The sequence below is a fragment of the Pelobium manganitolerans genome, assembly GCF_003609575.1.
GTDB lineage: Bacteria > Bacteroidota > Bacteroidia > Sphingobacteriales > Sphingobacteriaceae > Pseudopedobacter > Pseudopedobacter manganitolerans.
Genome location: NZ_MBTA01000027.1, coordinates 190,284 through 204,785 on the forward strand (window position 1 = coordinate 190,284; position 14,502 = coordinate 204,785).

12 protein-coding genes are annotated in these 14,502 nt (G+C 41.5%); 7 read left to right on the forward strand and 5 right to left on the reverse strand.

The annotated features are described in order from the left end of the window. Positions 1–54: 54 nt before the first annotated feature. Positions 55–951, forward strand: a complete 897-nt coding sequence (locus BCY91_RS14260; RefSeq protein ID WP_120182717.1) for a 1-aminocyclopropane-1-carboxylate deaminase/D-cysteine desulfhydrase — start codon at positions 55–57, stop codon at positions 949–951. Here the strand turns inward: BCY91_RS14260 and BCY91_RS14265 are convergent. Both BCY91_RS14265 and BCY91_RS14270 read right to left on the reverse strand, forming a co-directional pair. Continuing rightward, a complete protein-coding gene (locus tag BCY91_RS14265) occupies positions 948–1,649 on the reverse strand; it encodes an SIR2 family NAD-dependent protein deacylase (protein WP_120182718.1) in 702 nt (233 codons plus the stop codon). The two genes, BCY91_RS14260 and BCY91_RS14265, sit on opposite strands and share 4 nt — an antisense overlap. A 69-nt stretch (positions 1,650–1,718) precedes the next feature. Beyond that, the gene (locus BCY91_RS14270) at positions 1,719–2,273 is read right to left on the reverse strand and encodes a pyridoxamine 5'-phosphate oxidase family protein (protein ID WP_120182719.1); all 555 of its coding nucleotides are present in this window, start codon (positions 2,271–2,273) and stop codon (positions 1,719–1,721) included. Positions 2,274–2,751: 478 nt separating this feature from the next. On the opposite strand from BCY91_RS14270, the gene BCY91_RS14275 reads away from it, so the two are divergent. From BCY91_RS14275 to prmC, 4 genes are all read left to right on the forward strand, one after another. Then, positions 2,752–3,165: an SRPBCC family protein gene (locus BCY91_RS14275; protein ID WP_245989153.1), complete on the forward strand. Its 414-nt coding sequence runs from the start codon at positions 2,752–2,754 to the stop codon at positions 3,163–3,165. A 226-nt stretch (positions 3,166–3,391) separates the two neighbouring features. Next, positions 3,392–3,895, forward strand: coding sequence for a hypothetical protein (locus BCY91_RS14280; protein ID WP_120182720.1), 504 nt, complete (start codon positions 3,392–3,394; stop codon positions 3,893–3,895). 368 nt (positions 3,896–4,263) lie between these two features. Continuing rightward, positions 4,264–4,854, forward strand: coding sequence for a CAP domain-containing protein (locus BCY91_RS14285; RefSeq protein ID WP_120182721.1), 591 nt, complete (start codon positions 4,264–4,266; stop codon positions 4,852–4,854). 225 nt (positions 4,855–5,079) lie between these two features. Beyond that, positions 5,080–5,910 carry a peptide chain release factor N(5)-glutamine methyltransferase gene (gene prmC, locus BCY91_RS14290; protein WP_120182722.1) on the forward strand — a complete coding sequence of 277 codons (831 nt, stop codon included), beginning with the start codon at positions 5,080–5,082 and terminating at the stop codon, positions 5,908–5,910. 262 nt (positions 5,911–6,172) lie between these two features. Here prmC and ligD read toward each other — a convergent pair whose 3' ends face one another. Continuing rightward, positions 6,173–8,659, reverse strand: coding sequence for a DNA ligase D (gene ligD, locus BCY91_RS14300; RefSeq protein ID WP_120182724.1), 2,487 nt, complete (start codon positions 8,657–8,659; stop codon positions 6,173–6,175). 3 nt (positions 8,660–8,662) lie between these two features. Continuing rightward, positions 8,663–9,430 (reverse strand): non-homologous end joining protein Ku, encoded by a 768-nt coding sequence (gene ku, locus BCY91_RS14305; protein ID WP_120182725.1) that lies wholly within the window; start codon positions 9,428–9,430, stop codon positions 8,663–8,665. Between the two features lie 42 nt (positions 9,431–9,472). Here ku and BCY91_RS14310 point away from each other — a divergent pair, with 42 nt between their 5' ends. Both BCY91_RS14310 and BCY91_RS14315 read left to right on the forward strand, forming a co-directional pair. Further along, positions 9,473–10,843: a hypothetical protein gene (locus BCY91_RS14310; protein ID WP_147387944.1), complete on the forward strand. Its 1,371-nt coding sequence runs from the start codon at positions 9,473–9,475 to the stop codon at positions 10,841–10,843. Positions 10,844–10,870: 27 nt separating this feature from the next. Beyond that, positions 10,871–13,321, forward strand: coding sequence for a helix-turn-helix domain-containing protein (locus BCY91_RS14315; protein WP_120182727.1), 2,451 nt, complete (start codon positions 10,871–10,873; stop codon positions 13,319–13,321). A 70-nt stretch (positions 13,322–13,391) separates the two neighbouring features. On the opposite strand, the gene BCY91_RS14320 is transcribed toward BCY91_RS14315, so the two are convergent. Next, positions 13,392–14,372, reverse strand: coding sequence for an acyl-ACP desaturase (locus tag BCY91_RS14320; protein WP_120182811.1), 981 nt, complete (start codon positions 14,370–14,372; stop codon positions 13,392–13,394). Positions 14,373–14,502 lie beyond the last annotated feature (130 nt).

A 14,502-nucleotide genomic window follows, 5' to 3' on the forward strand; every position in this document is an offset into this window, starting at 1 on the left:
AACCCTTTAAAATCCTGATTAAAGACGTTTTAATCAGGATTTTTTGTTTAGCACATGGAGTTTAACTTTTACAGTCCGGAAGAAGAAATTAACTTCGCGCCGATCACCTCGCACGGCGTTCGTTTATTTATGAAACGGGACGACTTGATTCATCCCTTTATCTCGGGCAATAAATGGCGCAAACTCAAATACAACCTGATACATGCATCGGTAACCCAAAAAAAGCGTTTGGTAAGCTTTGGCGGAGCTTACTCTAACCATATATTGGCTTTAGCTGCCGCAGGTGCCAAATTCGGCTTTAAAACCACGGCTTTTATTCGTGGGGAAGAAGTAAGCAACCCCGTATTGGAATTTTGTAAGCTATTTGGGATGCAGTTGATTTTTGTAAGTCGCGATGCTTATCGCGATAAGCAAAATTGCTTTAACCATTATTTTGAAGGGGATAATGAGACGTTTTTTATTGATGAGGGAGGATATGGCCAGGCCGCTGCGCAAGGTTGCCGGGAAATTATTGACGAGTTAAACCACACTTATGATGCTATTTTTTGTGCAGCCGGAACCGGAGCAACCGCCGCAGGTATCATCAACGCTTTAGCAGAAAAAAATTTGGCCACCAAAATGAATGTGATTTCTGCTTTAAAAGGTGATGGTTTTTTAAAAGCCGAAATAGACCGTTTGTTAGTTAAACCTCATACTTACGAACTGTTTAGTCAGTATCATTTCGGCGGTTACGCAAAAACTAATGCAGAATTACTGCAGTTTATCCAAAGATTTGCAACTGAGACGGGCGTTTTGTTGGATCCGGTTTATACCGGAAAAACCTTATTTGCAATCCAAGATTATGTATCGAACGGCTATCTAAAACCCGGCAGTAAAATATTAATGGTGCACACCGGCGGCTTGTTTGGGATTTTAGGGATGTTGGACCGTTTTAAAGACCTTTATCGTTAAGCCCTACCCTTTTCTGCAATAAGTTGATTTACCAATTTAGGAACCCCTGTGCTGGCCGGTTCTTCTATTTTAACTAAATTTTTAGATAATCTTACCTGCGGAATTTGCGGATCTACCAGGTAAACAGGGACGTCTGCAGCCACAAAATCTAAAAGTCCCGCTGCCGGATAAACCGCCAAAGAGCTGCCAACCAAAATAACTTTTGTTGCTTTAGGCATTTCATGCATGGCTTTTTCTATCATGGGCACAGCCTCGCCAAACCAAACTACGTGCGGCCTCAATTGCGAACCCAAGGCACATGTACTTCCCATGGCAATTTCGGCACTTTGCAAAGGATAAATTAAAGCCGGGTTTTTTGAAGATTGCGCATACATAATCTCTCCGTGCAAATGGATAATGGCTTTTGAACCGGCGCGCTCGTGCAAATCATCGATGTTTTGGGTAATAATGAGCGTTTCAAAATGTTTTTCTAACTCGGCTAAAGCTAAATGCGCGGCGTTAGGCTTAGCCTCCATGACGTTTTTGCGCCTTTCATTATAAAAACGCTGTACCAGCTCGGGGTTGCGCCGCCACGCTTCTGGAGTAGCCACATCTTCAATATTATAACCTTCCCACAGGCCATCATTTCCTCTAAAAGTTTTAAGTCCGCTTTCGGCGGAAATGCCCGCGCCAGTTAATACGATGATTTTTTCTTGCATGAGCTAAAGATAAGAGGAAAATAGTTTTGGAGGAGTCGGTCATAAAAAAAGCCTCTTCCGAGGCTGATTTTAAATTTCAAGTTTTCCTTCTACGCTATCGTCCATCTGCTTGCCAATGAATAAGGAAGTCACCATTTTGGCAAAAGAAACCAGCTCTCCGTGTTTGGTATCCCAATAGTAGGTGCTGGTTGGCGTCACCTTTAGCAGGCAAATGTTTGGATCTGTTTTACCTTGCGGAAACCAAACTTCAAGCAAAGGGTTCCACAATTCGTCTATTTTAGCTTGGTCCTCCACAATTTCGGTAATACCGTATATATTTAGGAAGCCGGAGTTTTTGTTTTCCTGAAAAAAGAGATGGGTAAAAGGATCGGCCTCTATTTCTTCCTTTTTGTGACTGTCTTTACCGCTCATGAACCAAAGGTTGCCTTGATCATCCGTTTGCAAAACCGACATTGGCCTTACCGAAATAGGCACACCGGTTTTGATATTGGTACAAAAGAAGCAGTTTTCTGCGCTTTTGGTAATTTCTTTTAATTTCTCAATGGCTTCTTTGCCATATAAATCTTTTTCGTGATCCTGCTTGGTAGCGTTAGGGCTGCCAGCGTTGTGGTGTGTATGTGACATAATTTTTCTGTTTTAGATGTTTAGGAATTGAAAAAGCAAATAATCAGCCACTTTTTTAGAGCAAAAGATGAAGGAGTAAAGCGCAAACCGAAGCCGTGGGAACGGATTGCGTAAATGAAGTTTCTGCAACACTCATACTTAGTCCGCTGGAATTGCTACTGACGCCTAGCTACAAACCGTCAAACTGACTAAAAATCTATGGTTGATTTAATATCTTGTAGGTTAATTCTCTATATCGAAGAATTTCGGTATTTTTAAGGATGAAATTCATTAGTGGTAAAGACCGCAACCAAACCGGGTAACATGCCGAAGTGATCGAGGCCAATAGGGCGCGGATAGAGCTGGACAAAGAGCTATACCGGAGGCGGCAGACTATTTATTGTAGAACATCCTTTCGGGATTTGACAAACTGACGTAGCGGGCATTGTAACGGACGAGCCAACGAAACCACAATTTTGAACCTTGAAAATCGACAAATATGGCAAACAACATACCGACAGTAGAAACACAAATGCAAATCAGAAAACCGGTTTCGCAAGTTTTTCAGGCATTTATCGACCCGGCAATTACAACCAACTTCTGGTTTACAAAATCAAGCGGAAAGTTAGAAACAGGAAAAACCGTAAAATGGGAATGGGAAATGTATAATGTTTCAAGTGAAGTGCAAGTAAAAGAAATCATACCTAACAAGAAAATTTCGATTGAATGGGGCGACCCTACAACGACAGTGGATTTCGAGTTTAGGGCACTGACAGACGAAACGACTTACGTTGTAATCAAAAATTACGGCTTTAAAGAAACGGGGGACGATTTAATTCAGTCAATTAAGGACAATACGGGTGGTTTCACAACGGTTTTAGACGGAATGAAAGCATATTTAGAACACTATTAGATTAAATTTAATTGCCGATAAATTCCCAAAAGAAGCAAGTAATCACGGACATTAAAATGACAAACTTAACGACAGGAAACATGAACCCCTAACATTGTATTGGCAATAGGCGGGCTAAACGGCTTCGTATCAACAGAAGTGAAAATTCAACTTCTGCTCAGTACTAAAAATCCCATCCATCGCCATTCGCGGCCCGTTAGCGGGCTAGTTTAAAGAAACGACATCTATGAAACACATTTTGATATTGACACTTATCTTTTGTGCATCCTGTGGACAATCCACAGACACCAAAGTATCGACAGGCAAAAATGTTGTTCAATCAACTGAAGTTGGACAAGAAAAACTAATTGAAAATGCTTTGGCCTTTATCAACTCTTATGTCGACAATTGTAATAAAACGAAAGAATCAGTCGGGGTTGTTGAATTTACAAATTCAAATAAATTGACAGCTCAGAGTTTTAGGAAAGAGTTAAAAAAGATAATGGATGAAGCTTATAAACTTGACCCAGAAATGGGACTTGAGGCAGACCCGATTTTTGACGCTCAAGACTATCCTGACAAGGGTTTTGAGTTGGACTCATTTGACGAAAGGACAAATTATGTTGTAGTTAAAGGTAAAGACTGGCCGGACTTTAAGTTGACAATGAAAATGATTAATAATAAAAATAATTGGCTTGTTGACGGTTGTGGAATTATCAATATCCCAAATGACAAACGAAGCGAAAGATAGAAAAACAGCCTACTAACACGCGTGAGGCGGGCTGACGTGCAATCTTGAAGCTTTGCACTTCTATTCAACTGTGTGCAGGTTGCCAATTTTGTGCTCCGAAACCCCCGAACGCGAAGCCTGGAACCGTTATGTCTTTCGCGTTCTCGAACTCTTTTAAAATGCCGGCTACCGGCACCGGATATCTACAGTTTAAATTTATTCTACTTTTAAACTGTACTATTTTGGGGGAGCTTGCACATTTTGGCCTAATGGCGGGCGAAGTGCTACGAAACACAGGAAGACATCCCTAGCTGTCCGCGTTTTATCAAAATACCAAAATTTAGGTATAGGCGTTAAGGACAGCGGATGATATCTTCACCAAGAAAAACATGAAACGCATAATCTTCTCTCTCCTTTTAACATGCATGGCGCTGATGGCCTTTTCGCAAGGCTGGACCAGCGAGCAAATAGCAAAAGCCAACACCGCCAAAGACGTGGCTGTGTTAAGTAGCGTAGAAAAAGATGCGATTACTTATATCAATTTAGCGCGTTTGTATCCGCAAGATTTTGTGAGATACGAAATTCCGGGTTATTACGGTCCAGCTAAATACGGCGAATATTTAAAAGGCTCGCCGTACATTAGCTCTTTAATTAGCGACCTTAACCGCGCAAAGCCCTGCGAAGCGTTAGTTTTTGATGTGGATGCTTATGAAAACGCTAAATGTTTTGCCATTGAACAAGGCTTGGCAGGCCAAGAAGGACATACCCGCATTAACTGTAAAAAAGGGAATTATGCGGAATGTTGTTCTTACGGCATGGAAACAGGGAAAGATATTGTGATGCAGTGGCTGATTGACCATAACGTAGCCAGCTTGGGCCACCGCATTAATTGTTTAAATGCAGCATATAAAAAAATAGGGTTAAGCGTACAATACCATAAAAAGTGGGGAAAGGTTGCTGTGGCGGATATGATTTGGTAGATTTTCCGTTGGCAATACAGAGCCCACGCTGGTCGCAGCTCACACTGGTCGTAGCGTCTCGGTACGACCAAATCCAGCGAATTAAAAATTAAAAAAGTAGGGCGCTTAGTGTCACACTGTTCGTTGCGTCTCGCCCAGTAGATGCCAAGTGCTATCGGCGACCTTATTTATCAAAAGACCTTAGAGCAATGATAAATGCGTAAAAAACTATCTTTGTAAGCATAAATGGATTACAAACATCTGCTAGATACTCAACTCCAACAGCTATACACCGCTTCCGAGAGAATGGTCTTGTACAACATGCTTCTGGAGCATCTGCAAGCTCGAACTGTTTCCAACAATGCAAGTCTATCGCCAAGCCAACAGCAGTATTTTCTGCAATACGTCCAAGCTTTGGCCCAAGGAAAACCTATTCAGTATGTATTGGGCGAAGCCGATTTTTATCGCCTGAAGTTTAGCGTTAATCCTAGCGTTCTAATTCCCCGGCCAGAAACAGAAGAGCTGGTGCATCTAATTATCCAAAACCATAGAAAAAAAAACATTAACATTATTGATATCGGAACCGGAAGCGGTTGCATCGCCATCAGCTTAAAAGCTAATTTGCCAGAGGCAAGAGTTTATGCTATGGATATAGAAGAAAACGCTTTAAAAACGGCACAAAGCAACGCAATCACAAATAATGTAGAGGTAAATTTTATTGCAGATGATGCTTTAAACCTAAAGCCAGCAGACTATCCATTTTTTGACGTAATTGTAAGCAATCCGCCTTACATCGCGCAAAGCGAAAAAACACAGATGCAAGCCCAGGTAACCCAGCACGAACCGCATTTAGCGCTTTTTGTAAGCGATGAGGACAGCCTAATTTTTTACGACAGGATAGCTGATTTCGCTTTAGAAAAACTAAGCGCAAACGGTCTCCTATACTTTGAAATTAACCGGAATTTAGCGCAAGAAACCAAAACACTTTTAGAGAGTAAAGGTTTTGAAGTTTCGCTGTTGAAAGATTTAAATGATAATTTTCGGATGATACAGGCGGTGCGTTCGCAGGCGAATTAAAAAGTGAAAATTAAAAATCAAAAAAGGTAGCGCCTTAGCGTACCATACGACCGGACGGCCTTCCGAGTTTTGGCAGTGAAGCCCAATAAATCTTTTGCAGAAACATTAAAGCCTACAGAGAAGTGAGCAAACCGCTGAAGTGGTGCAAAAATTTGTAAAAGCAATACCGTTCGCACAACTTCGGTTGCGCTCAAAGATTTTCCGTAAGGCGGAACAAATACACTTTGCCAAGCGCTTCGCTTCACAATAGCAGGAAACTGCACTACCGCTTCACCCCTTTCAGCGCTTTCTTTAAATCCTGCTTTTCATCAAAAATACTTGCCCACGGGTCATTCCGGTTTGCAATCTTCTCTGGAACGTTAAAAATATCATAATCTTTCATGCTGAAATTTTCATCCAAAGCCTCCCAATCTACCGGGAAAGAAACCGTTGCGCCAGGTTTCGGCCGTGCCGAATAGGGTGCAGCAATCGTTTGTCCCCTCCTATTCTGCAAAAAGTCGATATAAATTTTACCTTTTCTTTTAGATGGCGAGCGCTCCAGACTGGTATTATCCGGACTGCGTTCATGTGCCTTTTGGGCAATAAAGCGGGCAAACTCTTTCACAAAATCATAATCATAGGCAGCGCCAACATACACGTAAATATGAATGCCCGATGAGCCCGAAGTTTTTACATAAGAACGAATCTGCATCTCGTCAAACACCTCTTTTAACACCAAGGCCAGCTGCACCACTTCGCTAAACTCGTTTTTATCCGGATCCAAATCAATCACCATAAAATCAGGTTTTTCGGGCTTTTGGTAATTGCTTAGCCAAGGGTTAATTTCTATGCAACCAAGATTTGCCATGTAAATTAACGTCGCCTTATCATTGCAAACTAGGTAATCAATGGTTTTGGCATTACTTTCAGAAAACACTTTGGTAGTTTTTGCCCATTTGGGGATATGTTCCGTGTCCACATCTTTTTGAAAAAAGCCGGGCTTGGTAATTCCATTTGGGTGACGATTTAAAGAGAGGGGTTTATTTTTTAGGTAAGGCAACATCTCATTGGCCACTGTATCATAGTAATGGATTAAATCGCCTTTGGTGATTTTTTCTTTAGGCCAATAAAGCTTGTCTAAATTGCTCAAGCTTACTTTTTTGCCACCAAATGTTTTTTCAACATCGTTTTCTCCGCCGAAATCATGTTTTTGTTTAGCCACTTTCTTCGCATTTTTAGGTAACTCTGCCTTTACCGATTTTTTATCCTTATCTGTCCTTAAACCTTTAAACACCGGATGCCTTAAATGCCCGTCGTTGGTCCACTCGGTATAGGTTACCTCGCAAACCAGTTCGGGCTTTATCCAAGTGGCATTGCGTTCTTGCGCGACCTTAGCTTTAAAAGGCTTGCTTTTCATTATCAAAGGTTCCATCTTTTGGTACAGCTCTTCCAAATCGGTGTCGGTAAATCCGGTGCCGCAATTGCCAATGTATTTGATATGTTCTTTATCGTCTAACATCCCTAAAACTAGCGCGCCAAAACGCTTTCTGCTACCTCCTGGCGCGGTAAAACCGCAAATTATTGCTTCCTGACTGTTGTTAAACTTAAACTTCAACCAAGATTGTGTCCGCTTGCCCGGATAATAAGTATCATTTGCACGTTTTCCAATTATGCCCTCCCAATGTTCTCTTTCGGCTTCTTTAAAAGCCTTTTTGCCCTTGCCTATGATATGCTGATTAAACAGCACATTTTTAAATTGATAAGGTTCCAGCAGTTTCTCCAATAAGTTTTTACGTTGAATAAGAGGAAGTTCCGTCAAATCATGTCCGTCAAGCGCCAGTAAATCAAAAGCATAGTACTTTAGCTCGGCCTTGCTTTCCTCATAATGTTGCAATAGCTGAAAAACGTCTTTTCCCTTTTTATCCACCGCTACCAACTCACCGTCAATCACGCAATCTTCTTTCAGTTTTTTTAGCTCTTTAGCAATAGACGGATATTTATCGGTATAGTTTTTTCCGTTGCGGGTAACCAGATTCAGTTTTTCACCGTTTTCTGCCAATATCCGATAACCATCCAGCTTACGCTCAAACAACCAATCTTCATCATCAAAAATATCGCTGGCTAAAGTAGCCAGCATAGGTTCATAAGCTTTTTTTGCTGCCTTAACTTCCTGTTTAGCCTGTACCTTTGGCGCTTTCTCTGCTTTTTTAAAAGCTAAGCCCGCTTTTTTTATCTTCTCGCTTACCAAATCTTCGGCACTAAACTTTTTATGTTCGGCATACTTATCATCGTGCTTAATCAACAGCCACGAGTTGTCTTCGGCGTTTTTTAAGCGCACCAAAGCAAACTCCCCTTTTAAAATCTTTCCGTTGAGGCTAAATTTCAGGTTGCCGGAATGTAAACCTGCGTGTAAAGTCTTCACATCATCTTTACGCTCATCAGCCAAAGAATGGTAAAAGCCTTCATCAAAAATACTGACCGTGCCCGCGCCATAATTTCCTTTCGGGATTTCTCCTTCAAAGTCTTTATAATCATAAGGATGGTCCTCCACCATCATGGCCAAGCGCTTGTCTTTGGGGTTTAAAGATGGTCCTTTTGGCACCGCCCAGCTTTTTAAAACGCCGTCTAGCTCCAACCTAAAATCGTAATGTAAATGCGATGCATGATGCCTTTGCACCACAAAACGTAATTTTTTATTGGCCGATTTACCGCCTTTAGGCTCTTTGGTTGCGGTAAAATCGCGCTTCTCGTTGTATTTCTCTAAACCCATGGCTTAGGCTCCTTTCTTATTTAAACTTTCCATCAATTGATCGTACAAATCATCACTTTTAGCTTTCTTCGGTTTCAGTTTTTTGATGGTCGGGCGTTTACCTTTAGCCTTCGCTTTGATGATTTTCATCAATTGTTGGTTATAAGTGTCTTTGTAGGCCTCAATATCAAAATCCGAGGTGTATTGTTTAATTAAAGCCAAGGCAACGTCTAGCTCCTTTTTGCCAACATTTATATCATCTGGAGTGTTAAGCTCGTCAGTTTTACGTATTTCTTGCGCAAAGCGGATGCGCGAAATCACCAGCACACCGTTCTTCGGGTAGATAACGCAAAGCGCCTCCTTTTGCCTTAAAACAAAAGAACCAAAGCCCGCTAACTTTGTTTTTTCTAAGGCTTTCAACAGTAAAGCATAGGCTTTTTCGCCTTGTTTAGCGGGTTCGGCGTAATATGATGTTTCAAACAACATGGGGTTTATTTCATCTACCTTTACAAAATTCTCGATAGCAATGTTCCTGCTCTTCTCCGGACTGGCATCATCAAAATCCTGCTCCTCTAGCACAATGTATTCGTCGTTCATTAAGTAGCCCTTAACAATCTTTTCGTAAGGCACTTCTTTACGCGTTTTCTCGTTAATGCGCTGATATTTGATATGCGAATGGTCACGACTGTCCAGCATATCCAAATCAATATTGCCGCTTTCAATAGCCGAGTACAGCTTTACGGGTATGTTTACCAGCCCGAAGCCGATGGTTCCGTTCCAGATAGATCTCATGTTTCTCTAATTAATGATGCGGTTTAAGCTAATTCAAGAAATATGCCATCTAAGAAACCCAATAAAAGCTTATTTTTAGCTGTCGCGATGTTTGAAAACTACAATAAGCAAAAGCCCCTCTCTTATTATTTATTAGCACTCACAATGCTTGGCGCGATGATTTACGTGGCATACCTTATCCCGACCCGCGCGGCTATCTTTTCTTTTTGGGCCGCGATGGCGGTAGCTTTTGTCGCTTATCTCTACATCATCAAACAATATAATGCGGCTATTTTTTTTAAAAGCAGTTTGGCCCTGGCGATACTGCTACGCTGTACATTTCTTTTTGCAGTGCCTTTGCTAAGCGATGATTACTATCGCTTTATTTGGGACGGTGCACAAATACTGCATGGCATTAATCCTTTTGCCTTTACCCCTAACGAGCTCGCAAAATTCAATTACAGTTGGCTGGATTTAAACCTGTTGCAGCACATGAATTCGCCAGATTATTTCTCAGTTTATCCGCCCGTAAACCAGTTGGCTTTTGCACTGATGGCCATCCCGGGAAAGCAACAGATTCTGTCTTCAATCACCATCTTACACACCATCATCATCCTTTTTGATGCTGGAAATATATTTTTGATTATCAGCATATTAAAACACTTTAACAAAGCCAAAAGTTTAGCTTTATTATATGCTTTAAACCCCTTGGCAATTGTAGAGCTTAGCGGTAACCTACACTTTGAGGCAGTGATGATTTTTTTCAGCCTGCTGGCACTTTATCTCCTGAACAAAAAGCGTTGGATATTGGCTTCTTTAGCTTTGGCTTTGGGTATTTGCGCCAAGCTTTTGCCGGTAATTCTGTTGCCCTTATTCCTTAAAAAAGTAGGGTTTAAAAAGACCATCTTCGCAGGCTTTATTGTGGCATTTACCTGCATCTTACTGTTTTTGCCTTTTATCCACTCTGTGCAGCTTGCTAAAAATATGTTCAGCAGCATACAGCTTTATTATGGTAATTTTGAATTTAACGGAAGTATTTATCTGGTTTTGAAACAGTTGGGATGGATGCTTTTAGGACAGAACCCTAACGCGGTTTTAAGCCCGCTGCTGCTGGCACTTACGCTCCTTGGTTTTGCCCTTGCCTATTTTAAAGCGGCAAATGTTTTTGAAACCGCATTCTGGTTTTTCTTTGTCTATTACCTCTTTAGTGCGGTGGTGCATCCGTGGTACATCATTATTTTGCTTGCACTAAGTCCTTTTATCAGGTGGCGCTTTGCGCTAATTTGGTCGGCTTTAATAGTATTGAGTTATTACGCTTATGCCACGCTGCCTTACCAACAAAATTACCTGTTAAACGCCATAGCTTACATCGCTTTGGCGATTTTTATCTTTACAGAAAGGCGCAGGTTTTCGCTCAAAAATAAAATAGCTTAACTTTGCGCATCCACCATCAAGTTTGAAATGCAGACAGAAAATCCCCAACTTAGGCTAGCTTCAGAATTTGTACATTATACAGACCGGAACATCTTTTTAACCGGAAAAGCCGGCACGGGGAAAACTACTTTTCTGCACCAGCTTAAAAAAACTTGCCCTAAACGTATGGTGGTGGTTGCACCAACCGGTGTGGCGGCAATTAACGCTGGTGGCAGCACCGTCCATTCCTTTTTTCAGTTGCCGTTTGGCCCTTACATCCCAACGCAAGAAGATAAGGCGAACCAAAGTCGCCGCATGACGCGCGAAAAAATCAATCTGATAAAAAGTTTAGATTTATTGGTGATTGATGAGATTAGTATGGTGCGTGCCGATACTTTGGATAGCATAGATGCTGTTTTGCGCCGTTACCGCGACCGTACAAAGCCTTTTGGAGGCGTGCAACTGTTGATGATTGGCGATTTACACCAACTATCGCCTGTGATAAAGGACGACGAATGGAACCTGCTGAAAGATTATTACAGCAATATCTATTTCTTTAACAGCATTGCTTTAAAACAAACTTTCCCCATCAATATCGAGCTGAAGCATATTTATCGCCAGTCTGATGATTTTTTTATCGGGATACTAAATGCGGTACGCGAAAACAAAGTTGATCTTACTGTTTTAGAGCAGCTTAACTCGCGGTATATTCCGGATTTTAATCCCGATGAAAAAGAAGGTTACATCACCTTAAGCTCGCATAACCACGCTGCAGACCGTATCAACGCCGAGAAACTGAAAGCGCTGAAAACAACGGCACATCATTTTACAGCAGAAGTGCATGGCGATTTTCCGGAGTTTTCGTATCCCAACGCATTAGAACTAACTTTCAAAGTTGGCGCACAGGTGATGTTCGTAAAAAACGATATTTCGCGCGATAAGCTCTACTTTAACGGTAAAATCGGCACCATCACTAAAATAAAAGAAGGCGTAATTTATGTAAAATGCCCTGATGATTTACAAGAATTGGCCGTTGACCGTGTAGAGTGGCAAAACTTTAGGTTTGAGCTAAACCCCAGCACCAAAGAAATTGACGAAAATATCATCGGCACCTTTGTGCAATACCCTTTAAAACTGGCTTGGGCCATTACCATACACAAAAGCCAAGGTTTAACTTTTGAAAAAGCCATTATAGATGCCAACGCGGCCTTTGCCCACGGGCAGGTTTATGTGGCTTTAAGCCGATGTAAAACCTTTGAAGGCTTGGTGCTGCACTCACCCATCAATTTCAACAGCGTTAAAACAGATGGCGTGGTATCGCATTATACCAAAAACGCCGAAGCTAACGAGCCAACAGAGAACCATCTTACACAGTCGAAAATTATTTTTCAGCAGAATTTGTTGTTTGATCTTTTTCAGTTTAGCATGATAAAGAGCTTACTTTTTCAGCTAAAGCGGATTGGCGAAGAGCAGCACCAAACGGTAGACAAAGATTTTCTGGCGCAAATAAATAAATGCCGAGAATTTGATGAGCAGCACATAGAAAGCGTTGCCGAGAAGTTTAAGCGACAAATTTATATTGCTTTACAAGAAGAAGGTTTGCCCGAAGAAAATGAGGCATTGCAAGAGCGGGTAAAAAAAGGTTGTGCTTATTTTATGCAACAGCTTACAGCACTTGAAGATTTACTGAAACAAACCGACTTTGATACCGACAACAAAGCCGTGCGCAAACAACTGGACGAAGTGCTGGACAATATGGACCGGGAACTGTTTATTAAACGCAGCGGCTTAAAGCTATGTAATGAGGGTTTCCAGACTTTGGCCTATCTTAAAGCCAAAGCCAATGCCGATATTGATTTTAAGAGCAGTAAAAAATCAGGTTCGGTAGAACCGGAAAGACGCAAGGCTGTACCGTCTGGCGTAAAGCACGATGCACTGTTCCATACGCTTAAAATCTGGCGGGATGAGCTTGCGGCCGACCAAGGCGTACCGGTATATCAGGTTTTGCCACAAAAAGTACTGAGCGACTTAGCCAACCGTTTACCGGCAAACTTTGCCGAGCTTGAACGCATTAAAGGCATCGGTAAAGTAAAAATTAAACAGTACGGCATTGAAATTTTAAATATGATTGGCGCTTATTGCGAAAGCAAAGGCATCGAATATAAAGCCAGCAACGAGTTGCTTAGCGTAAAAGCTACCAAACCCGACACTAAACTGCTAAGCCTAAAACTTTTTAAAGAAGGTAAAACGGTAGAAGAAATTGCTAAAGAACGCAGTTTGGTAACTTCAACCATTGAAAGCCACCTTACAGATTTTATTGGCGACGGCTTAGATATCAACGATTTTATTGCGCCGGAGAAAGTAAACAAAATCAGCGATTACATTTTGGAAAGCAAGGCCACGTCTATCAATCAAATTAAACAAGCACTGGGCAGTGATATCTCTTACGGCGAGATTCGCGCGGTTATGAAACATCTTTCGCTCGCCCAAGAAAGTTAAACGTCATAAACAAAAAACCCGATGACTAAAAGCCACCGGTTTTTACTTTTACTTCTTAATTTTTAATTGTTTAGCCTATAATCCAGCTAAATTTGTATTCCATTTGCGGTACCTTGATACGTTCTGCAATGCGTGCTAAGCGGTTAGGCAAAGCCAATAAATATTCTCTAGCTTTTTCCCCTGCCCCATCTAAATCTTGTACGCTGTCAATTTTCCAGTCTACCAATAAATCTTTTAAAATATCCACATAATCTAAAGCGGTATAAACTCCTAAACGTTGTGCCGCATCTGTAAAATGGCCAAAGGTCTGCCCAATATTGGTGCCCATTTCGCGCAAAAAGTGCGCTGGCATCACAATTTTCTTGCGCATCATATCTTCAAAAGCTAACATTACCTCGTTTGCGTCAACCTCAAAAGCTTTACTGATAAAGGCTTTGTAGGCTTTAGCGTGGCGCGCCTCATCTGCTGCAATTACGCCACACATTTTAGATAATTGTTTGTCGCCCGAGTTTTTAGCCAGCATAGCCACTCTTCGGTGCGAAACGTTGGTGGCCAACTCTTGGAATGAGGTATAAATAAAGTTGCGGTAAGGATCATATCCGGTGCCAATATCAAAACCATCTTGAATTAGATACTGCGTTGAAGCTTCCATAGCCCGCATGTTAATACGTCCGGTTAAGTAAAGGTATTTGTTTAGCAAATCGCCGTGTCGGTTTTCTTCGGCGGTCCAGGCACGCACCCATTTCATCCAGCCGCCTTGCTCGCTTCGGGACACGTCGTTAACCATGGTTAACCATGATTCGTATGTTGGCAAGGCCTCTTCGGTAATGGTATCGCCTACCAAAACAGCCATCAAATCGTAAGAAAGCTCTTTGGCATTACCCTGTAAATCTCTAACCTCGTCAAAAAAAGTTTCTTTGCTGGCATCGGGTAAAAAATCAGCCGGTTGCCACATCTCTTCAACCGGTTTTAAATAATCAGCCATTTCATTCACCATAAAAGGCTCCAAATAGCTCATTACTTCTTTTCTCGATCCAACAGGTAGTTCCATCATAATAAAATAAAATCCAAATATAATTATTCTTGACACAAATCTGTTTACAACGCATGGATAAATGCCGTTACAATGCCCTAGATTTGTGCCTTAACACATAAAACAATATTTTTGCCAAGCATGTGTA